Genomic DNA, 18,830 nt, shown 5'->3' with positions numbered 1-18,830 from the left:
CGAATCGGGTTTGGCTTCTATACTCCCAGCCGAACCCACTTTTTTCGTTCCAAGGAGTCGAGTCATGGATGAGCAAAAACGCGTCGAAGTGGCTGAACCTCGCTTCGAACATGGACACTTCCTGCTGATTGCAGGTTTTCGCGATCGCTTTACCAAAGAGACCGTCCAGGACATCCCTGCGCTGTGGGAAAAACTCATCCCGCACATCGGAAATATTCCGGGGCAGAAGGGTGAAGTGACCTACGGCGTCTGCAGCAATTTCGACGGCAACGGCGGTTTCGATTACATGGCCGGGGTCGAGATCAGGAAGCTGGACGACTTCCCGCAGGAAAAGTATCCGTGGATCGAAATCCTCCCGCGCCAGTACGCGGTGTTCGAGCACAAGGGTTCGCTCGAGCTGCTGCCGCAGACCCTTGAGTACATCTACAAGACCTGGCTGCCGGCCTCCGAATACAAGGGGCTGAATGCCCCGGAGCTGGAACGCTACAGCGCCGATTTCAACCCGAAGCTCAAAACCGGCAAGCTGGAAATCTGCGTCCCGGTCGAAAAGAAAACCTGATGGGCAACCGGCAGCGCGGACCTGTTTCGCGCTGCCGCTCGAGCCCTATTTGCCCTTGATCCGTCGTGCCCGTAACAGGTCGATGCCCAGGGTGATGAAGCCGAAGAAGCTGATGCCCAACACCATCAACAAACCGATTTCCACGCTGCTCATAAGCTGTTTCCCCTTCGGGTGATCAGAGACAGTGTTCATGAATAGACCGTCCCGAATCCGAAGAAAAGCGCTTATACGCAGGCTTTACGCCGCCCGCGCGGATCGATATGAACACCTTATTCCTTTATCCTTGGCGTCCTTGTTTTCACTGATTTCGAGCCGCCATGAACACCGTCATCCGCCACGTCACCGCCGCCGACCTGGATCGCTGCTACGCCATCGAAATCCTCGCCTATGAAGGCGACGAAGCCGCGACCCGCGAGAAGATCGCCACGCGCATCGCCACCTGGCCGGACGGTTTCATCGTCGCCGAGGTGGACGGGCAGGTAGCCGGGTTCATCAACTCCGGCGCGGCGTTCGAGGTGCAGATGTCCGACGAGGCGTTCAAGGAACTGATCGGCCACGACCCGGCCGGGCCGAACGTTGTGATCATGTCGGTGGTGGTGCACCCGGATTATCAGGGCCTGGGTCTGGCCAAGCGCCTGCTGGGCGAGTTCATCGAGCGCATGCGCGCCCAGGGCAAGGCGACGATTCACCTGATGTGCAAGGAACGACACATCCCGCTGTACGCCGGATTCGGTTTCGCCTACATCAAACCGTCCGAGTCCGACCACGGCGGGATGGCGTGGCACGAGATGATTCTGACGCTGTAAAAACCTCAGTAGAGCGTTTCACGCACCCGCGCCGGGGCCTCGCGATCATAGGCCTCGGCATCGAACTGCCCATCATTCAGACGCTTGTGAAACGTACCCGCCGTCGGCAGTGCCGAGCGCGGTAGATGAGTTTGCGGATTCCACGCATCCGAACGCACAAACGCTTTCGAGCAATGAAAGAACGCCGCTTCCACCGTCACCAGCAACACCGTGCGTGCCGGTTTGCCGTTGACCGCGAAGCTTTCCAACAGCTCCGGATCAGCGCTGATCGTTGCGGTGCCATTGACCCGCAACGTCTCGCCAATCCCCGGAATGATGAACAACAGCGACACCCGCGGATCGTGCAGCACGTTGCGCAAGGTATCGATGCGGTTGTTGCCCGGACGGTCCGGCAAAGCCAGGGTGCGTTCGTCGATGATTCGCACAAACCCCGGCGCATCGCCACGCGGCGAACCGTCGATACCATCGGCGCCCACCGAGCTGACAATCACCAGCGGCGAGACCCGGACCATCGCCTGATAGTCCTCGTTGAGAAAGCCGATCTGCTTGCGCACCGCCCGCTCGTGGGGCAATCCGTAAATAGCTTCCAGCGCTTCGATTGAATCGATCATCGTTGATCCCTCGACGATTAGAAGAACAGGCCCATGCGTCGCTCGTAACCGATGCGCCCTTTGTACGCTTCGCCGCTGTCGACGAAACCGTACCTGGCATACAGCGCAATCGCGGCGTCGTTGTCGGCATCCACCGACAGTTCCAGCCCTTTGATCTCCGGCCAGGCCTGACGCGCAACGTCCGGCAGTGCCAGCAGGCAAGCCTTGCCGTAACCCTTGCCTTGTGCGCGGTGATCGACTTGCAATGCATGCAGGGTGGCGCTGTGTTCATCGGCCCATTCCGGCAACACCGGCGGGCGCTTGAGCAGCAGGAACGCCACCGGCACCTCTTCGGCCAGCAGTGCAAAACCTTTCACGCCGGGGCCGGGTTTCGACAGCAGCGTGTGCAGGGCGCCGTGGATGTCGCCGGAGAACTTGATCTGCTCGGCGTGGATTTCAATGGCCTCGACCTGCTGGCGTTGGGTGGCGTTCAGGCTTTCGTAAGGCACGAGTCGGGCTGACACGGGAATTTCCTTTTTCCTACAAAGATGAGCCCCGGATTCTAGCGATTTTGTTCTCTGGGAATTTTTTTTGTTTCAACTGTCGATCCGCCCAGTCGCCGAACGACAAAGGGTGTCTTCACAACAAAAACCAGGGAGAAAACCCATGAGTACGCAAGCGCAGATTCAAGCCATCATCGACACTTACCGTCAGGCCGTCATGACCAAGGATGTGGAAAAGGTCATGACCCTGTACGCCGACGACATCCTCTCGTTCGATGCGATCAAGGCCCTGCAATTCAAGGGCAAGGAGGCCTACCGCGCCCACTGGGTGGCCTGCATGGAAATGTGCCCCGGCCCGCACATCTTCGAATTCCACGAAATCGCCATCGAGACAGGCGACAACATCGCCTTCGCCCACTGGGTCGCCAATTGCGGCGGCACCAATGACAAGGGTGAAACCCAGAGTTGCTGGATGCGCGCCACCGCCTGCTATCGGCTGGTTGGCGGAGCGTGGAAAATTGCCCACGAACACTGGTCGGCACCGTTCGATCCGATGACCGGCTCGACCCTGTTCGATGCGAAACCCTGATCTTCAGCCATAGTTGATCCGTCCGATTCAGGAGAACGCCATGAAGTATTTATGCCTGGTCTACAGCGATGAGCGCCTGCTGCATTCGTCGCCCGACAGCCCGGAAGACGCCGAGTGCTGGGCCTACGCCGAGTCGATCCAGGGCAGCGGCCGGATGGTCGCGGCCGAAGCGCTGGAGTCGGTGCAGACCGCCACCACGGTGCGCATGCGCAACGGCAAGTTGTCGATCACCGACGGCCCGTTCGCCGAGACCAAGGAGCAGTTGGCCGGTTTCTACCTGATCGACGCGCGGGACCTCAACGAAGCAATCCAGGTCGCCGGCAACATTCCGGCGGCCCGGGTCGGCAGCGTCGAAGTGCGTCCCGTGCGGCAGTTGAATGTCTGAGGTCGCGGCCCGGGTCGCGCAGGTCTACCGCGAAGACTCGCGGCGGATCCTCGCGACCCTGATCCGTCTGCTTGGCGATTTCGACCTCGCCGAAGAAGCCTTGCACGAGGCGTTCTTCGTCGCGGTCGAGCGCTGGCAGCAGGATGGTGTGCCGGATAATCCACGGGCGTGGCTGGTGTCCACCGGGCGCTTCAAGGCCATCGACGTGTTGCGCCGGCGCGCACGGTTCAAGGCCTCGCAGCCGTTGCTGCTGGCGCAACTGGAAGAGCTGGAACAGTCCGAATGGGACGTTGAAGACGTGGAAGACGATCGCCTGCGCCTGATCTTCACCTGCTGCCACCCGGCGCTGGCGGCGGACGCGCAAGTGCCGCTGACCCTGCGCGAAGTCTGCGACCTCACCACCGAAGAAATCGCCCGTGCATTTCTCTCGGCCCCGGCGGCGATTGCCCAGCGCATCGTGCGCGCCAAGGCGAAGATCCGCGACGCGAAAATCCCCTATCAAGTCCCGAGCCTGAACGAACTGCCCGAGCGCCTCGACAGCGTGTTGCGGGTGATTTATCTGGTGTTCAACGAAGGCTATTCGGCGTCCGGCGGCGCCCAGGTGACCCGCGAGGATTTGACCCGTGAGGCGATTCGTCTCGGGCGTCTGCTGCTGGAGTTGTTGCCGGATCCGGAAGTCATGGGATTGTTGGCGTTGATGCTGTTGCATGAGTCGCGGCGTTCGGCGCGCTCATCGGCGGATGGGGAATTGATTCTGCTGGATGATCAGGATCGCAAATTGTGGAATGCCGAGCTGATTGCCGAAGGCTGCAATCTGGTGGAGCGGGCGCTGACCACCGGACGCTTCGGGCCGTACTGCCTGCAAGCGGCGATTGCGGCGGTGCATGCAGAGGCGCCGACGGCTGGGGAGACGGATTGGGAGCAGATCGTTGGGCTGTATGACGTGTTGCTGCGGGCGGTGCCGTCGCCTGTGATCGAGTTGAACCGGGCGGTGGCGGTGGCCAAGCGTGATGGGGCGCTGGCGGGGTTGACCTTGATCGAAGGGATTCTGGAGCGCGGGGACTTGCAGGATTACCACCTGGCACATTCGGCGCGGGCGGAGTTTTGTCGGCAGTTGGGGCGGGTTGAGGAGGCTCGGGAGGCTTACCGGCGAGCCTTGGAACTGACCCGGCAGGAGCCGGAACGCAGGTTTATCGAAGGACGATTGCAGGAACTCACTCCGAGCAATCGCCCTTGAAAAAATGGGATCAGGCCTGTTGCCGCGTAGCAGCCATCACAATCTCCCGAATACAAACCCCCTGCGGCTGCCCATACGCATAGGCAATCGCCGTCGCCACATCCTCGGCACTCAGCACCGTGCCGCCCATGTCCTGCTTCCACGCCTGATACCCGGTCTTGATCGCCTCATCCGTGGTGTGGCTCAACAACTCGGTCTCGACCGCCCCCGGCGCAATCGTGGTCACCCGCACGTTATGCGGCGACAGCTCCTCACGAAGATTTTCCGACAACCCGTGCACCGCAAACTTGGTCCCGACGTACGCCACATGGTTCGGGAACGTCTTGCGCCCGGCCACCGAGCTGACGTTGATGATGGTGCCGTGCTTGCGCTCGATCATCCCGGCGACCACCGCGTGCACGCCGTTGAGCAGGCCCTTCACGTTGACGTCGAGCATCTGGTCCCACTGCGCCGGGTCCTGTTTGCTCATCTCGCCCAGCAGCATCACGCCAGCGTTGTTGATCAGCGCGTCGGCCGGGCCGAACTGTGTTTCAGCCTCGGCCACAGCGGCCAGCAACGCGGCGCGGTCGGTGATGTCGACGCGGCGGCTGAGGGTGTTCGGCAGGGCCAGTGCTTCCAGGCGTTCGATGCGGCGCGCCAGCAACAGCAATGGATGGCCGGCAGCGCTCAAACGGCGGGCGGTGGCTTCGCCGATGCCCGAGCTGGCGCCGGTGATGATGATCAATGGCTTGCCCATGGTTGAACTCCTGAGATAAGAAAAACAAATAACCAGATTCGTGACGCAGTATATTTAGCCCGCTGGAGGCTGAAAAATGCCTTATTCCTCTGTCTGCCATCGGAATCTTCTATGGATATCCGTCATCTCAAAGCCTTCCTCGCCGTATTCGAGGAACGCAACATCACCGCCGCCGCGCAACGGCTGTTCATCAGCCAGCCCACGTTGTCGGTGACCATCAAACAGTTGGAAGAAGAACTCGGCGCGACGCTGTTCGTGCGTCAGCCCCGTGGTGTGGAGGTCAGCGACGAAGCGCGGCTGCTGTACCCGCAGGCGCGACGGATGGTGGCCGAATCCGAGGCGCTGAGCCGGATGTTTCGCGGCCGCGAAAACCGTGCGCCGCTGACCCTCGGCATCGAGGGCGACATCGCCGCCAGCCATATCGAAGCCTTCGTGCGCATGGCCCATCAGGCGTTGCCCAATCTGCTGTTGACCCTGGAGGAAGGCTGTCACGGCGATGGTCGATTGGCGGTCGAGGAAATGTGCTGCGAGGACGAACTGTTCCTGCCGTTGTGGGAAGAGTCCTATGTGATGGCGCTGCCCCTCGATCACCCGATGGCCAACGCGCAGGCGGGCTGGGCACCCATCGAGGACTGGATTACTTGTCCGCAGCATCCGTCCCATCAGCGGTTGATGGCGCTGTACGGACGCTCGCCGGAAGCGCTGGCGGGGCATGCCGGTTCACTGCAACAGGCGCTGCACATGGTGGCGGCGGGTGTCGGCGTAGCGATGTTGCCGCAGTCGCTGGTCAGCGGGCATGAGCGCATCGTCGTGCGTGCGTTGCACCTGTCGGCACCGACCCGGCGGGTGGGATTGTGCTACGCGGCGCAGGCGTTGGAGTTGCCGACAATGCGCGGGTTGCACGAGTATTTTCAGGTGAACCGCCCGGTCGATATTGCAGCGGCCTGAGCGGCCGCCATCGCCAGCAGGCTGGCTCCCACAGATCCGGTGTGGGAGCTAGCCTGCTAGCGATTGAGGGCACCGCTATTCCAGCATCTTGCTGAGCAACCAACTCCCCGCCGGCCCCGGCGGGTACAGCCGCGACCACAGCGCATCGACGAACACCGGTTTCGGCCAGCCGCGCACGTTCAGTTCCGCCAGCGAATCATTGCCGAAATGCTCCACCAGCCAGCGCGGCAGTGGCGCCCAGCCGAAGCCTTTCTGGGCCATCTCCAGCAGCATCAGATAACTTGGCGCCGACCACACCCGACCTTTGCCGCGACTGTCATAGGGATTGACGATGGTGGCCAGACGCAGCTCGCGATGCTGCTCAAGGATTGTTTGATCGATGGAATCCTGCGTCGCCAATGGATGGTTGCGGCCGACAAACAAGGCGATTTCAGTACGCTCGGCAACGGTCGCGGTCGCCAGATCCGGCGGGTAGCTGTCCTGCATTTCGGCGAATGCCAGATGCGCCCGACCGCGTTGCACCAGTTCGATCAGGTCATCGCACTCGGCGATCAGGCATTCCAGCTCCAGATCCGGATAGCGCTGCTCGAAGCCCACCAACGCGGCTTCGAAACGGTCGGACTGATAAGTGTCGGAAATCGCCACCGTGAGTTTTGGCTCGACGCCCTGGGCCAATTGCCGGGCGGTCATTTCCAGCCGGCTGGTGGCCGCCAGAATCGCCTCGGCCCGTTGCAGCATCACGTGGCCGGCCGGGGTCAGGGTCGGTTTGCGGCTGCTGCGGTCGAACAGCACCAGGTCCAGATCGATTTCCAGACTGGCGACGGCCGCGCTGACGGTGGACTGACTGCGCCCGAGTTTGCGCGCCGCTGCCGAAAAAGAACCTTGAGTAGCCGCCTGGACAAACGCCAGCAACACTTCCTGAGAAGCCATAAACTATCGCCTTGATCGATGGTTATTGGTTATGAAGTATCGGTGTGGTGCTGGATCATGGCAACCATCTTCACAGAGGACTTCGGCCATGACTGCCAACAAATCCATCACTGAACGTATCTTCCAGGCCATCGGTTTCGAACTGCTGGCGATCCTGATCTGTACGCCGTTGCTGGCGTGGATCATGGGCAAACCGCTGGTGGAAATGGGCGCCGTCACCATTGCCGTCGCGTTGCTGGCCCTGGGCTGGAACGTGGTGTTCAACGGCTTCTTCGACCGGCTGCTCAAGCGCTGGAACATCGCCCGTAACGCCTGGGTGCGGGTGGCGCATGCGCTGCTGTTCGAGGGCGGGCTGATCGTGATGGGCGTGCCGCTGATTGCCTGGTGGCTGTCGGTCAGCCTGTGGCAGGCGTTCCTGCTCGATATCGGTGTGCTGCTGTTCTTCCTGCCTTACACCTACGTCTACCACTGGGGTTATGACGTGGTGCGCGAGCGGCTGGTGATGCGCAGCGTCTGCCAGAATTGAAAACAAAAAATCGCAGCCTGCGAGGGCTGCGATTTTTTTTGTCCGGATTTTGTTCGGGCTTAAAGAAACATCCCGCCCGACGCTTCAATCCGCTGACCGTTGATCCACTGCGCCCCCGGCGACAGCAGCAGCGCCAGTGCGCCGCCAATGTCATCCGGCTGCCCGGCACGGCCCAGGGCGGTATTGCTGGCGACCATCGCATTCAGCGCCGAATTGTCGCGCACCGCGCCGCCGCCGAAGTCGGTCTCGATGGCGCCGGGTGCCAGGATATTCACGGCGATCTGCCGCGCACCCAGCTCCTTGGCCTGATAACGGGTCAGCACTTCCATCGCGCCTTTCATCGCCGCGTAGGCGGCATAACCCGGCAGGGTGAAGCGGGCCAGACCGCTGGAGATGTTGATGATCCGGCCGCCATCGTTGATCAGCGGCAGCAGTTGCTGAGTCAGGAAAAACGGCCCTTTCAACTGCACATTCATCAGCAGGTCGAACTGCTCCGGCGTGGTGTCGGCGAAGGAGGCATGCACACCAATCCCGGCGTTGTTGATCAGGAAATCGAAGCGCGGCTGCCCGAGCTGTTGCAGCGCTTGCTCCACCCGCACGGCGAACTCGGCAAAACCTTCGCTGCGGCCGACATCCAGTTGCAGCATCACGGCGTTTGCGCCGAGTGTTTTCAGCTCCTCGACCAGCGATTGCGCTTCGTCGGCGCGGCTGTTGTAGGTGCCGATGATGTCCACGCCTTGGGCGGCAAGGTGCAGGGCGGCGTTCTTGCCGAGGCCACGGCTGGCACCGGTGATCAATGCGATTTTGCGGTTCATGGGATTTCCTCGAGAGCAGTGACGGTTGATGCAGCAAAGTTTATTTATCCGCTGTGGGGTGATAAACAGACTGAAACCGGAATCACTGGTCGGTCATTCCGAACAATCAACAGGTGGCCCATGAACAAACTGGAACTGCTGCGCACCTTCGTCCGGGTCAGCGAATTGTCGAGTTTCACGATGGCGGGGGAGAGTCTGGGGCTGCCGCGCTCGACGGTGTCCGAGCAGGTGCAGGCGCTGGAAACTCTGCTCGGCACGCGTTTGCTGCAACGCACCACGCGCCGGGTGCAGGCGACTCAGGACGGTCTCGCGTTGTACGAGCGCAGCAAGGATCTGCTGTCGCACATGGACGAAATCGAGAACCTGTTCCGTCAGGACGAAGCGTCGCTGACCGGGCGGATCCGGGTCGACATGCCTAACATTCTGTCGCGGCGGCTGATCATGCCGAAGTTGCCGGAATTCATGGCCCGGCATCCGAACCTGGAGCTGGAAATCAGCAGCACCGATCGCCGGGTCGACCTGCTCGCCGAAGGCTTCGATTGCGTGGTGCGCATCGGTGCGCAGCCGGACCAATCGGTGGTCGCACGGCATCTGGGGGATTTCAGCATGATCAACTGCGCCAGCCCTGCGTATCTTGAGCGCTACGGCGTGCCGCAGACGCTTGAGGATCTGGCGCAGCATCGGCTGGTGCATTACGTCGGAGTGCTGGGTTCGCGATCGGAAGGGTTTGTCTACGAGCAGGGCGGGCAGGTCCATCGCGTGCCGATGGCCGGCAGCGTGACGGTCAACAGCACCGATGCCTACGAGTCGGCGTGTCTTGGGGGATTCGGTCTGATCCAGGTGCCGCGTACCGGGATGAACACCTATCTGGACACCGGCGAGGTGGTGACGGTGCTGCCGCAATACACCGCGCCGGCGATGGGCATTTCACTGCTGTACGCGCGGCAGCGGCATCTGCCGTTGCGGGTGCGGGTGTTCATGGACTGGCTGGGGGATCTGATTCGTTCGACGCTCTGATTTCCGCCGCAAATCCCTGTGGGAGCAAAGGCTCTCACAGGGATTCGGGGCGATCAGAAGATCTGGGTGAACAGCCAGTACAGGCTGCCCGACAGCAGAATCGCCGCCGGCAACGTCAGCACCCACGCCATCAGCAGATTGCGGATGGTCTTCATCTGCAGGCCGCCACCGTTGGCGACCATGGTCCCGGCCACGCCCGAAGACAACACATGAGTGGTCGACACCGGCAGACCGAACATGTCGGCGGCGCCGATGGTCAGCATCGCCACCGTTTCCGCCGAGGCGCCCTGGGCGTAGGTCAGGTGGGTCTTGCCGATCTTCTCGCCGACCGTGACCACGATCCGCTTCCAGCCGACCATGGTGCCCAGCCCCAATGCAATCGCCACGGCGATCTTCACCCACAGCGGGATGAACCGCGTGGCGTTGTCGATCTGCTGCTTGAACAGTTGCAGTTTGTTGGTGGTGTCGGCGTCGAAAGTGCCGACCTTGTTCTTGTCCATCAGGCGAATGGTTTCGCTGGCCAGGTACATGTCGTTACGCACGTTGCCCATGGCCTCGGCCGGGACTTTCGACAGCGAACCGTAGCCTTTCACTTCTTCACCGATATGCCCGGTCAGCGCGGCGAGGGCCGGGATCAGTTGCGGCGTGGCTTCCTTGCTGCGTACGTAATCCGAGAGCACCGGACGCGGATCGGCCGGGGCCGGCAGCGGGGCGCTTTTCACCAGCGCCTGCTGGGTGACTTCGGCCACCGCCGCGAACTGCAGCGTCTGATCGGCAGGCATGGTGCGGTTCAGCGCGTAGGCCATCGGCAGGGTGCCGACCAGAATCAGCATGATCAGGCCCATGCCTTTCTGGCCGTCGTTGGAACCGTGGGCGAAGGACACGCCGGTGCAGGTGGCGATCAGCAGGCCGCGAATCCACCATGGCGGCGGGGTGTTGCCTTCCGGTGCCTTGTACAGCGAACGGTTCTTCACGAAGGCGCGCAGCGCCAGCAGCAACAGTGCCGCGCAACCGAAACCTACCAGTGGCGACAGCAGCAGCGCGTAACCGATCTTGGTCGCCTGAGCCCAGTCCACGCCGCTGGTGCCGTCGCGGCCATGCATCAAGGCATTCGCCACACCAACGCCGATGATCGAACCGATCAGCGTGTGCGACGACGAGGCCGGCAGGCCCAGCCACCAGGTGCCGAGGTTCCACAGAATCGCGGCGATCAGGAGGGCGAAGATCATCGCGAAACCGGCGGACGAGCCGACCTGCAGAATCAGCTCCACCGGCAACAGCGCGATGATGCCGAACGCCACTGCACCGCTCGAAAGCAACACGCCGAGGAAATTGAAGAAACCCGACCAGACCACGGCCACGTTCGGCGGCAGCGAGTGGGTGTAGATCACCGTGGCTACGGCGTTGGCTGTGTCGTGGAATCCGTTGACGAACTCAAAGCCAAGCGCAATCAACAGCGCCACGCCGAGCAACAGAAACGGCGTCCAGGTGGTGACCACCGTGCCCAGTTCGTGCATGTCGTGCATCAGGCTGTAGGCGGTGAACAGCATCCCCATGGCCAGCACGGCGAAGAACACCACGTAAGTGAAGGGGCCGGTTTTTTTGTCGAGCGCCGGCCTGCCGCTGGCAGCGGAGGCCGGGCTGGCGGTCAGGGAGGGAGTAGCCATGGGGGGACAATCCTGAGCGAGGGAAGGAGTGTCGCCCATGATCGTTGCTAAATATTACAGAGAGACTGCGGCAGATCAGTGTTCGGTGGATTAGCCGCACCGCTGATCTGAAGGGCGATGAAGATCCAATGTGGGAGCGAGCCTGCTCGCGATAGCGGCATGTCTCACACACTACTTTCGGATGTGCCGATGTCATCGCGAGCAGGCTCGCTCCCACAGGGGAAGTCGGCGCTCGGCAGCGTTTAGTAATCCCCGCGCTTGCGAAACGCCCAGCGTCCGGCAATCACGGTAAACGTGGCCACCAGCGCGACCAGAATCCAGAACCCTTCCGGATCGGTGGCCAGCGGCACGCCGCCGACGTTCATGCCGAAGAAACCGGCGATGATGTTGATCGGCAGCGCCAGCACCGTGACCACGGTCAGGGTGAACAGCGTGCGGTTGCTCTGCTCGTTGAGGTTGGCGGCGATCTCTTCCTGCAACAGCTTGATCCGCTCGCCGAGGGCCGTAAGGTCGTTGATGATCAGCGCGAACTCCTCGGTGGACTTGCGCAGCTCCTTGACGTCTTCCTTCTGCAACCAGGACGGTGGCCGGTTGAGCAGGCGCAGCAGCGAGCCCGGCTCCAGCGCCAGCAGCCGTTGCAAGCGCACCAGCACCCGGCGGTTGGCGCCGAGTTCAGCACGGTTGGTCGACAGCCGCGAGGAGAGTAGTTCGTCCTCGACCTGATCGACGCTCATGCTGGTCTTGCGCACGATCTGGGTCAGCACTTCGCCTTGGTCGCGCAACAGGTGCACGAGCAATTCCGACGGCGAGCGAAAGCACTCGCCGGCCTTCACCGACGAACGCAGTTTGTCCACCGAATGCAGCGGTTGCAGACGCGCACTGACGATCAGTTTGCTGCGCACGCAGACCCACAGCGTCGACACGTCCGACGACACCATGCTACTGAGGTTGAACACCACGTCGTTGACCACCGCCAGCAACGCCGAATCGACATGCTCGATGCGGGTCGAGCGCGAACCTTCATGCAGCGCCTCGAAAAATTCCTGGGGCAATTGCAGATGACTTTTCATCCAGCGCTCGCACGCGGCGTGGGCCAGGTTCAGGTGCAGCCAGAGGAATTCGTCGCTGTCGCTGTCGTCCTGCAGGCAGCGCAGGGCGGTCGCCGAATCCACTTCGCGCCCGCGCTCGCCCGGGCGAAAACGGAAGCCGTAAAGCAGGCCAAACAGATCAGGATCGCGATGGCTGATATCCAGGCTGTGGTTCATGAAGTCTCGCTGCAAGGAAGGCGTCTGTTGCGGGATTTGCAGATTCACCTGAGCCGCATCATTGCAATGCAATGTGACGTTTTGGTGACGGTGAAATGACGTCAAAATCAATGCCTTACCGGCGGTCGGAATTTTCTCAAGAAGTGCTCTGGCACGCCGATCACGCATGAGTTAGGTTGCGCGCCTTCGGCCAAGAGCCAAGGTCCGCCGACACGGATGTCCGGCCACAATTCACGTCTTGTCGGACGTGCCTCATCCCTGTCATGAGTACCTGCGATGCTGCAAAAATCCCTGAGAGCGCAAATTCTCGCCCTGCTGAGCGGCAGCCTGTTGGCGATGCTGTTGATCGCGCTGGCCTGCTTTCATTTCCTGTCCAACGGCGTGCAAAGCTACAGCCAGTTGATCGCCGGTCCCTTGCACACCTCGCAACTGATCGACGAAGCCAACCTGCAATTCAAGGTGCAGGTCCAGGAGTGGAAAAACGTCCTGCTGCGCGGCAAGCAACCGGCAGACCTGGCCAAATACTGGGGCCAGTTCGAGGATCGTCAGCGCGATGTGCAGAACATCCTCGGTGAACTGGCCAATCAGAAAGGCCTGGAGCCTTCGCTGAAAACCCGCATCGAACGTCTGCGTGAAGAACATCGTCTGCTCGGCAGCGCGTACCAGAAAGGTCGCGATGCCTACGTAGCCGCCGGTGCCGATCCGACGGCGGGCGACGTGGCGGTCAAAGGCGTCGACCGTGCCGCCAGTGACCAGATGAGCGAGCTGGTGGCCGAGCTGCGCAAGCAGGGCACCGAGCAGTCGGCACTGATCAGCGCCAGCGCCGATCGCACCGTGATGCTGGGGATTCTGGTGATGCTCGCGTCCGGTCTGTTGATTGGTCTGCTGAGCCTGTGGCTGGTCAACCGCAACCTGGTCGAGCCGATCCGCAAACTCATCGACTACGTCACCCAACTGAGCAAGGGCCGTCTGGTCGAGCGTGTGGCCAGCGACCGTCAGGACGAACTGGGCAATCTGGCTGCTGCGGCCAACACCCTGCGCGATTTCCTCGCCGAAACCTTCAACCATCTGCAGCGCAGCGCCAAGGATCTGGACAGCGCCAGCGGCGAGTTGAACGCCATCGCCACCGTGATGGCCGGCGGCACCAACGAGCAGTTCAACCGCACCGATCAGGTGGCCACGGCGATGAACGAGATGTCCGCCACCGCCCAGGAAGTCGCCCGTCATGCGGCCGATGCGGCGCGTGCTGCCGACGATGCCGACCAGTCCGCCCAGCAGGGTGAAAAGGTCATGCAGAGCACCATCCACAGCATCACCCAGATGCGCGGCGAAATCGCCAACACCGCCACGGTGATCCGTCGTCTGGAAGCCGACAGCGGTCGCATCGGCAAGGTGCTGGAAGTGATTCGCGGCATCGCCGAGCAGACCAACCTGTTGGCGCTCAACGCCGCCATCGAAGCGGCCCGGGCCGGTGAAGCCGGGCGTGGTTTTGCGGTGGTGGCCGACGAAGTGCGCAACCTGGCGCAGCGCACGGCGGAGTCGATCATCGAGATCAACCAGATCATCCAGAGCGTGCAGACCGGCGCGGTGGATGCAGCCCACGCCATCGACAGCGGCCAGACCCGCAGCGATGAAAGCGTCGAGCAAGTGACCCAGGCCGGCGCCATGCTTGAGCGCATCACCCATGCGGTGGAAGCGATCCGCGACATGAACCGTCAGATCGCCACGGCGGCTGAAGAGCAGACCTCGGTGGCCGAAGACATCTCGCGCAACCTGACCGAGATCACTTCGATTGCCAGCACCAACCTCGACAACGTGCAGCGCACCGAAAGCGCCAGCCAGAACCTGCACGGCCTGTCCGGGCAACTCAACGACGTCACCGCTCGCTTGAGCGTCTGACCCGCCAGTGACTGTGTACCGGCCCGGTTACCGAGTCGGTACACAGTCGATCTCAATTTCATGTGTGCATCGCCGATGGCCGGTTATCTATAACCGTCATTGGAGATTTCCCATGGTCAGCATCACGTCTGTTTCGATCAATCAGACCGTCACCACATCTACCAGCAAAACATCGATTGCCGACACGGGCGATGACACCTCGACCTCTGCGGCAGCCGGCACCGGTGTGAAGGCCGACACCAGCAAAGTCGCGGCGGGCGGTGGTGCGGCGCCGTCGGGTGACAGCAGCTCCAGCAATGATGAATCGGATACCGTGAAGGAACTGCGCAAGCAGATCGCCGAGCTGCAAAAGCAATTGCAGGAACAGCAACAGGCGCTGCAAGCGGCCCAGGCCAAGCAGGAAAGTCAGGATGCGAAGGCGGCGGATGTTGCGGCTGCGCAGTCGCAGATCGCGACGACGTCGGCTTCGTTGCAGACGGCTACGGCGGCGTTGTTGGCGGCGTTGCAGGAGTCTGATTCGAGTACGTCGGGTTCGCTGGTCAGTACCTCGGCATAACGTTCGGACACAAAAAAGCCGCACGATCCGAAAATCGTGCGGCTTTTTTGTGTGGCAATCAGTGATCCTGCTTGTTGCTCAGGACCTTGCCGGTGGCCGCATCCAGATCCACGTCCCATTCCTTGCCATCGGCGGTACGCAGCTCGACTTCGTACTCATAGCCGTTGAAATGGTTGTCCAGGTCGGTGTCGACGATGGTCGCGCCCGGGTGCAGGGCCAGGGCAATCTTGTTCAGCTCTTCCAGTGGCTTGATCTTGCCGGATTTGACCAGCTCAGGGATCTGATCGACACGAACGTCAGCCTGGGCCAGGCCAGCGGTGAGGGTCAGGGCAGCAGCGGTAAACAGGGCAGTCAGGGTTTTCATCGGTTATTCCTTTGGGTGATTCGTTCAAGTGAGTTCAGGTTAGTCACCGCAACTTAATTCACCCTTAAAAATCGCCGCAGGTGTTTGCGTCGTTTGTTCAATCGCCGTTCGCGGGCAACTTTCATGCTCGGCCTTCGATCAAGGGAGGTGGACATGAAACGCATTTTTTCGTGGTTGTACGCGCCGGTATTCTGGGTTGGATTCATCGGCGGCGGGATTGGACTGGCGGGGCATTCGCTGCTGTGGTTGATGCCGCTGTTTGTTGTGGCACTGGCGGTGTCGTTTGCGGCCGAATGGCTGCTGCCGTATGAAGTGAACTGGAATCGCCCGGCCGGTGATCGTCGTCGCGACATGCTGCACGCACTGGTCAACGAAGCACTGAACGCTGTCGGCCTGTTGGCGTTGCCGGGGCTGGTGACGTTGTTGGCGATTGACGGTGCTTGGCCGTCGAACTGGCCACTGTGGCTGCAAGTCGGTCTGGCGATTTTCATTGCTGATGCGGGCGTGAGCCTGATGCATTACGCCAGCCACCGGGTGCCGTGGATGTGGCGGTTGCACGCGATTCATCACAGCGTCGAGCGGCTCTATGGGTTCAACGGTTTGATGAAACATCCACTGCATCAATTGTTGGAAGCGACGGCGGGGTTGTTGCCGTTGCTGGTGCTGGGCATTCCGTCCGAAGTGGCGGTGTTGCTGGCGTTCGCCATTGCGATCCAGCTGTTGTTGCAGCATTCGAACGTCGACATGCGCGTCGGCCCGTTGCGCTGGATCTTCGCCTGGGCGCCGCTGCATCGCTTTCATCACATGAAGTACGGGCGCGCCGGTGACGTCAATTTCGGGCTGTTCTTTACGCTATGGGACTGGCTGCTGGGGACCGGTTTTTACACGGAGCATTACCGGATCGGCGAGGGCGACCTGGGCATCGGCAGTCGTCCGGATTTTCCGCGTGACTACGTGGCGCAACTGCTCGATCCGTTCGAACTGGCAACGCTGGGCAAGGAACCGAAAGTGCCGGATGGCTTGCGACGTTGAGTCAGTCCAGCAGACGCAATTCGATGTGCTGCAACGCCTGGCGGGCGGTGACGCCGAAGAGTTTTTTCAGGCTGCGGGAGAAGTGCGCGGAGTCGGCAAACCCGGCGGCGTGGGCGGCGTCGGTCACCGGGCTGCCGGCGATTATTGACGCCATCGCCAGTCGCAATCGTCGCCACAAGACGAGTCGCCGCACCGGCAAACCGACCTGACTGACGAACAATCGCTGCAACTGACTCATGGATACATGCGCAGCATCGGCCACGGCACTGGCGGCGACTTTGCTCGACAGCGAGGCATCGACAGTGGCGAGGGCGCGTTCGATTCGCGGGTCATTCAGCGGGCGTCGTGGGCATTGGCCGATGGCGTGATCCAGTGCCGACAACGACAGCTCACTGTCGAACAGCGCATCACGCAGCACTTGGGCGTCGAACCGCAAGGGTTCGGCATACACGGTGAACACGGGATCCGGCGCCTCGACAATCGCATGGCGAGTCTGGGATGTAATCAATAGGCGGGAAGTGGTGACGGCGTTGTCCTCGACCAGCACAGTCACTGGCCGGTCAGGCGCAAGAATCAGTTGATGCGCATAGTGGGAGTGGGGCGCAGTGCGCCCCGACATCCCGTGGATCAGGCCATGGTCGTGCCCCAGCCAGAGGCGGCCTGTCCACGGGGTGTCCGGTTGCATCAGAAACCGTTGTTCTTCAGCACCTGATCCACACTGGCGGCGGCCGGGCGTTTGTAGAACTTCAGCAGTTCGCTGGCGCGGTTGGTGAAGATGCCGTCGACGCCGGCAGCCATGACTTTTTCGTAGTCCACCGGCTCATCGACGGTGTAGACGTGCACCAGCAGGCCCTTGTCGTGGGTGTATTTGTTCATCCATGGCTGCACGAGGTCCGAATAGCTCTGATCGCCGCCGTGGGTCAGTTTGGCCGAAGGACCGGTGCCGATGGCGCCCTGGGCCTTGGCGTAGTCGATCCATTGCTTGAATTCAGCTTCGGATTTCGGCTCTTGCTTGCCGTAGAAAACGTTCTTGTCCTTCTCGCCGGATTCGGCAAAAGTCACTTTCGATTTTGGCTCGATGCTGCCTTCGCCGACCCACAGCAACAGGATCTTCGGCACCTGCGGCATTTCCTTTTGCAGCAGTTCGAGGCTGTTTTTCTCGAAGGTCTGCAGGATTACCTTGCCGTTGCTTTCGCCGACGCTGGCAACGTTTTTCGCCGGTTTGGCGCCCGCCGGAATCAGCAGGCCGCGAGCCTGGAGTTTTTCTTTCAGGTCATGCTCGATGCCGGGGAACAGTTGCGGCTCCTTGGTTTCGATGTACAGGCCCGGCTTGTGCTTCGGATTGGCCTGGGCGATGTCGATGATTTCGTCGAGGGTCAGAATCTGCAGGCCGACGTAGGAAGGACGCGCGCGATCCGGGTAGGCCTTGTTGTACCAGCTGCCGGCATCGAGAGTTTTCAGTTCGGCCATGGTGAAGGCGTTGGCCGGGCTGTCCTTGCGATCCGGGAACTTGGTGGCGACGTCGGTGGTGCGTTGCAGATTGTTGTCGTGCAGGGCGAACAGCACGCCGTCCTTGCTGCGCTGCAGGTCCATTTCCAGGTAGTCGGCGCCGAGGTCCCGAGCCAGTTTGTAGGAGGCGGCGGTGGATTCCGGTGCGTCGAAAGAGGCGCCACGGTGGGCGATCACTGCCGGGTGCGGAATGCCCTCGGAGGCAGCGAGTGCAACAGGGCTTGGCTGGGCGGCGGCATGGGCCTGGCCGAGGCCGAGCATCAGGCTCAGCAGCAGAGCGCTTTTGGTAAACGTGGCGGGCATGTCGAGGTCCTTTCGCAGGTATTTTCGAAGATGTCCCTTTTAGCAACTCAAACGAAAACCTGCTATCGCAAGACCGACATAAACGTACTGAAAGCGAAAATTTCCGCACTTTTGTGCGTTTGTTTGCAGTACGCTTGGCCACGGCAACCACCCCGGCAGAGGGTGTGCCTCAATGCCCTGCGTGTAAACCTTCGATCACTCTTGTGAGGTTTACCATGCGCATCACATCCCAACTCATCTGCCAGGCGGCCGACGACCTCAAGGGCTTTGTCGGCCTCAACCGCAAGACCGGCCAGTACATCGTGCGTTTCAGCGAAGATTCGTTCGGCATGGACGTGGCCGATGACGGCATCATTCCCGCCAGCGAATTCGTCTGGGCCCCCGCCACCGAACAGACCATGACGCTGAAGCGCGAGCTGATCCAGTTGCTGCTCGATCAGCACATCGATGACCGGATCAACATCACCGAACCGTTGCGGGTTTACATGAGCAAGCGCGAAGTGCCGGAGATTGTGGCGGTGCGCAGTCTGGTGAAGGGCTGAGGCTTTCGTTGATTCAGTTGCCGCCATCGCCAGCAGGCTGGCTCCCACAAAG

The 18,830-nt window shown here is 61.4% G+C and carries 22 protein-coding genes; 12 read left to right on the top strand and 10 right to left on the bottom strand.

Features of this window, described 5'->3' with window-relative positions; translation table 11 throughout:
- Window positions 1-64 precede the first annotated feature (64 nt).
- Both DLD99_RS21875 and DLD99_RS21870 read left to right on the top strand, forming a co-directional pair.
- Window positions 65-559: a GyrI-like domain-containing protein gene (locus DLD99_RS21875; protein ID WP_114885002.1), complete on the top strand. Its 495-nt coding sequence runs from the start codon at window positions 65-67 to the stop codon at window positions 557-559.
- A gap of 317 nt (window positions 560-876) precedes the next feature.
- On the top strand, window positions 877-1,365 hold the full coding sequence (locus DLD99_RS21870) for a GNAT family N-acetyltransferase (RefSeq protein ID WP_114885000.1): 489 nt from the start codon (window positions 877-879) through the stop codon (window positions 1,363-1,365).
- A gap of 5 nt (window positions 1,366-1,370) precedes the next feature.
- Here the strand turns inward: DLD99_RS21870 and DLD99_RS21865 are convergent, their stop codons facing one another.
- Both DLD99_RS21865 and DLD99_RS21860 read right to left on the bottom strand, forming a co-directional pair.
- The gene (locus tag DLD99_RS21865; protein ID WP_114884998.1) at window positions 1,371-1,976 is read right to left on the bottom strand and encodes a pyridoxamine 5'-phosphate oxidase family protein; all 606 of its coding nucleotides are present in this window, start codon (window positions 1,974-1,976) and stop codon (window positions 1,371-1,373) included.
- 17 nt (window positions 1,977-1,993) lie between these two features.
- The gene (locus DLD99_RS21860; RefSeq protein ID WP_114884996.1) at window positions 1,994-2,479 is read right to left on the bottom strand and encodes a GNAT family N-acetyltransferase; all 486 of its coding nucleotides are present in this window, start codon (window positions 2,477-2,479) and stop codon (window positions 1,994-1,996) included.
- Between the two features lie 142 nt (window positions 2,480-2,621).
- Here DLD99_RS21860 and DLD99_RS21855 point away from each other — a divergent pair, with 142 nt between their 5' ends.
- The 3 genes from DLD99_RS21855 to DLD99_RS21845 are packed head-to-tail and all read left to right on the top strand — an operon-like array spanning window position 2,622 to window position 4,669.
- Window positions 2,622-3,047, top strand: coding sequence for a YybH family protein (locus DLD99_RS21855; RefSeq protein WP_114884994.1), 426 nt, complete (start codon window positions 2,622-2,624; stop codon window positions 3,045-3,047).
- Between the two features lie 40 nt (window positions 3,048-3,087).
- Window positions 3,088-3,432, top strand: a complete 345-nt coding sequence (locus DLD99_RS21850) for a YciI family protein (protein WP_007951101.1) — start codon at window positions 3,088-3,090, stop codon at window positions 3,430-3,432.
- Window positions 3,425-4,669 carry an RNA polymerase sigma factor gene (locus tag DLD99_RS21845; protein WP_114884992.1) on the top strand — a complete coding sequence of 415 codons (1,245 nt, stop codon included), beginning with the start codon at window positions 3,425-3,427 and terminating at the stop codon, window positions 4,667-4,669. Before DLD99_RS21850 ends, DLD99_RS21845 begins: the two co-directional genes overlap by 8 nt.
- Window positions 4,670-4,679: 10 nt before the next feature.
- Here the strand turns inward: DLD99_RS21845 and DLD99_RS21840 are convergent, their stop codons facing one another.
- On the bottom strand, window positions 4,680-5,405 hold the full coding sequence (locus tag DLD99_RS21840; RefSeq protein WP_114884990.1) for an SDR family oxidoreductase: 726 nt from the start codon (window positions 5,403-5,405) through the stop codon (window positions 4,680-4,682).
- A 111-nt stretch (window positions 5,406-5,516) separates the two neighbouring features.
- Here DLD99_RS21840 and DLD99_RS21835 point away from each other — a divergent pair, with 111 nt between their 5' ends.
- Complete coding sequence (locus tag DLD99_RS21835; RefSeq protein ID WP_114884988.1) at window positions 5,517-6,353, top strand: LysR family transcriptional regulator; 837 nt, start codon at window positions 5,517-5,519, stop codon at window positions 6,351-6,353.
- A gap of 75 nt (window positions 6,354-6,428) precedes the next feature.
- Here the strand turns inward: DLD99_RS21835 and DLD99_RS21830 are convergent, their stop codons facing one another.
- On the bottom strand, window positions 6,429-7,283 hold the full coding sequence (locus DLD99_RS21830) for a LysR family transcriptional regulator (protein ID WP_114884986.1): 855 nt from the start codon (window positions 7,281-7,283) through the stop codon (window positions 6,429-6,431).
- An 88-nt stretch (window positions 7,284-7,371) separates the two neighbouring features.
- On the opposite strand from DLD99_RS21830, the gene DLD99_RS21825 reads away from it, so the two are divergent.
- Window positions 7,372-7,809: a multidrug/biocide efflux PACE transporter gene (locus tag DLD99_RS21825; protein WP_114884984.1), complete on the top strand. Its 438-nt coding sequence runs from the start codon at window positions 7,372-7,374 to the stop codon at window positions 7,807-7,809.
- A gap of 59 nt (window positions 7,810-7,868) precedes the next feature.
- Here DLD99_RS21825 and DLD99_RS21820 read toward each other — a convergent pair whose 3' ends face one another.
- Window positions 7,869-8,624, bottom strand: coding sequence for an SDR family NAD(P)-dependent oxidoreductase (locus DLD99_RS21820; protein WP_114884982.1), 756 nt, complete (start codon window positions 8,622-8,624; stop codon window positions 7,869-7,871).
- A gap of 120 nt (window positions 8,625-8,744) precedes the next feature.
- On the opposite strand from DLD99_RS21820, the gene DLD99_RS21815 reads away from it, so the two are divergent.
- On the top strand, window positions 8,745-9,641 hold the full coding sequence (locus DLD99_RS21815; protein WP_114884979.1) for a LysR family transcriptional regulator: 897 nt from the start codon (window positions 8,745-8,747) through the stop codon (window positions 9,639-9,641).
- 53 nt (window positions 9,642-9,694) lie between these two features.
- Here the strand turns inward: DLD99_RS21815 and DLD99_RS21810 are convergent, their stop codons facing one another.
- Window positions 9,695-11,308 (bottom strand): inorganic phosphate transporter, encoded by a 1,614-nt coding sequence (locus DLD99_RS21810; RefSeq protein WP_114884977.1) that lies wholly within the window; start codon window positions 11,306-11,308, stop codon window positions 9,695-9,697.
- A gap of 242 nt (window positions 11,309-11,550) precedes the next feature.
- Window positions 11,551-12,573: a transporter gene (locus DLD99_RS21805; protein ID WP_085709746.1), complete on the bottom strand. Its 1,023-nt coding sequence runs from the start codon at window positions 12,571-12,573 to the stop codon at window positions 11,551-11,553.
- A 276-nt stretch (window positions 12,574-12,849) separates the two neighbouring features.
- Between DLD99_RS21805 and DLD99_RS21800 the strand changes: the two genes are divergently transcribed.
- Together DLD99_RS21800 and DLD99_RS21795 are read left to right on the top strand one after the other, a co-directional pair.
- The gene (locus DLD99_RS21800; protein WP_114884975.1) at window positions 12,850-14,472 is read left to right on the top strand and encodes a methyl-accepting chemotaxis protein; all 1,623 of its coding nucleotides are present in this window, start codon (window positions 12,850-12,852) and stop codon (window positions 14,470-14,472) included.
- Window positions 14,473-14,584: 112 nt separating this feature from the next.
- Window positions 14,585-15,028 carry a hypothetical protein gene (locus DLD99_RS21795; protein ID WP_114884973.1) on the top strand — a complete coding sequence of 148 codons (444 nt, stop codon included), beginning with the start codon at window positions 14,585-14,587 and terminating at the stop codon, window positions 15,026-15,028.
- Between the two features lie 58 nt (window positions 15,029-15,086).
- Here the strand turns inward: DLD99_RS21795 and DLD99_RS21790 are convergent, their stop codons facing one another.
- Window positions 15,087-15,392 carry a PepSY domain-containing protein gene (locus DLD99_RS21790; protein WP_065259299.1) on the bottom strand — a complete coding sequence of 102 codons (306 nt, stop codon included), beginning with the start codon at window positions 15,390-15,392 and terminating at the stop codon, window positions 15,087-15,089.
- Window positions 15,393-15,545: 153 nt separating this feature from the next.
- Here DLD99_RS21790 and DLD99_RS21785 point away from each other — a divergent pair, with 153 nt between their 5' ends.
- On the top strand, window positions 15,546-16,424 hold the full coding sequence (locus DLD99_RS21785; RefSeq protein WP_114884971.1) for a sterol desaturase family protein: 879 nt from the start codon (window positions 15,546-15,548) through the stop codon (window positions 16,422-16,424).
- 1 nt (window position 16,425) lies between these two features.
- On the opposite strand, the gene DLD99_RS21780 is transcribed toward DLD99_RS21785, so the two are convergent.
- Window positions 16,426-17,109 (bottom strand): helix-turn-helix domain-containing protein, encoded by a 684-nt coding sequence (locus DLD99_RS21780; RefSeq protein ID WP_114884969.1) that lies wholly within the window; start codon window positions 17,107-17,109, stop codon window positions 16,426-16,428.
- On the bottom strand, window positions 17,109-18,236 hold the full coding sequence (locus DLD99_RS21775; RefSeq protein ID WP_114884967.1) for a glycerophosphodiester phosphodiesterase: 1,128 nt from the start codon (window positions 18,234-18,236) through the stop codon (window positions 17,109-17,111). Before DLD99_RS21775 ends, DLD99_RS21780 begins: the two co-directional genes overlap by 1 nt.
- A gap of 215 nt (window positions 18,237-18,451) precedes the next feature.
- Here DLD99_RS21775 and DLD99_RS21770 point away from each other — a divergent pair, with 215 nt between their 5' ends.
- The gene (locus DLD99_RS21770) at window positions 18,452-18,778 is read left to right on the top strand and encodes a DUF2025 family protein (RefSeq protein WP_085730336.1); all 327 of its coding nucleotides are present in this window, start codon (window positions 18,452-18,454) and stop codon (window positions 18,776-18,778) included.
- The last annotated feature ends 52 nt before the right edge of the window (window positions 18,779-18,830 follow it).

Origin of the sequence: Pseudomonas kribbensis, assembly GCF_003352185.1 — a bacterium.
In the GTDB taxonomy this organism is placed as follows: domain Bacteria; phylum Pseudomonadota; class Gammaproteobacteria; order Pseudomonadales; family Pseudomonadaceae; genus Aquipseudomonas; species Aquipseudomonas kribbensis.
Note: the sequence above shows the minus strand (reverse complement) of the source record. Positions and strands in the feature narration are given on the sequence as shown.

Coding starts and splice junctions, on each gene's coding strand:
- DLD99_RS21875 (WP_114885002.1), top strand. CDS start 65: ATGGATGAGCAAAAACGCGTCGAAGTGGCTGAACCTCGCTTCGAACAT.
- DLD99_RS21870 (WP_114885000.1), top strand. CDS start 877: ATGAACACCGTCATCCGCCACGTCACCGCCGCCGACCTGGATCGCTGC.
- DLD99_RS21865 (WP_114884998.1), bottom strand. CDS start 1,976: ATGATCGATTCAATCGAAGCGCTGGAAGCTATTTACGGATTGCCCCAC.
- DLD99_RS21855 (WP_114884994.1), top strand. CDS start 2,622: ATGAGTACGCAAGCGCAGATTCAAGCCATCATCGACACTTACCGTCAG.
- DLD99_RS21850 (WP_007951101.1), top strand. CDS start 3,088: ATGAAGTATTTATGCCTGGTCTACAGCGATGAGCGCCTGCTGCATTCG.
- DLD99_RS21845 (WP_114884992.1), top strand. CDS start 3,425: ATGTCTGAGGTCGCGGCCCGGGTCGCGCAGGTCTACCGCGAAGACTCG.
- DLD99_RS21840 (WP_114884990.1), bottom strand. CDS start 5,405: ATGGGCAAGCCATTGATCATCATCACCGGCGCCAGCTCGGGCATCGGC.
- DLD99_RS21835 (WP_114884988.1), top strand. CDS start 5,517: ATGGATATCCGTCATCTCAAAGCCTTCCTCGCCGTATTCGAGGAACGC.
- DLD99_RS21830 (WP_114884986.1), bottom strand. CDS start 7,283: ATGGCTTCTCAGGAAGTGTTGCTGGCGTTTGTCCAGGCGGCTACTCAA.
- DLD99_RS21825 (WP_114884984.1), top strand. CDS start 7,372: ATGACTGCCAACAAATCCATCACTGAACGTATCTTCCAGGCCATCGGT.
- DLD99_RS21820 (WP_114884982.1), bottom strand. CDS start 8,624: ATGAACCGCAAAATCGCATTGATCACCGGTGCCAGCCGTGGCCTCGGC.
- DLD99_RS21815 (WP_114884979.1), top strand. CDS start 8,745: ATGAACAAACTGGAACTGCTGCGCACCTTCGTCCGGGTCAGCGAATTG.
- DLD99_RS21810 (WP_114884977.1), bottom strand. CDS start 11,308: ATGGCTACTCCCTCCCTGACCGCCAGCCCGGCCTCCGCTGCCAGCGGC.
- DLD99_RS21805 (WP_085709746.1), bottom strand. CDS start 12,573: ATGAACCACAGCCTGGATATCAGCCATCGCGATCCTGATCTGTTTGGC.
- DLD99_RS21800 (WP_114884975.1), top strand. CDS start 12,850: ATGCTGCAAAAATCCCTGAGAGCGCAAATTCTCGCCCTGCTGAGCGGC.
- DLD99_RS21795 (WP_114884973.1), top strand. CDS start 14,585: ATGGTCAGCATCACGTCTGTTTCGATCAATCAGACCGTCACCACATCT.
- DLD99_RS21790 (WP_065259299.1), bottom strand. CDS start 15,392: ATGAAAACCCTGACTGCCCTGTTTACCGCTGCTGCCCTGACCCTCACC.
- DLD99_RS21785 (WP_114884971.1), top strand. CDS start 15,546: ATGAAACGCATTTTTTCGTGGTTGTACGCGCCGGTATTCTGGGTTGGA.
- DLD99_RS21780 (WP_114884969.1), bottom strand. CDS start 17,109: ATGCAACCGGACACCCCGTGGACAGGCCGCCTCTGGCTGGGGCACGAC.
- DLD99_RS21775 (WP_114884967.1), bottom strand. CDS start 18,236: ATGCCCGCCACGTTTACCAAAAGCGCTCTGCTGCTGAGCCTGATGCTC.
- DLD99_RS21770 (WP_085730336.1), top strand. CDS start 18,452: ATGCGCATCACATCCCAACTCATCTGCCAGGCGGCCGACGACCTCAAG.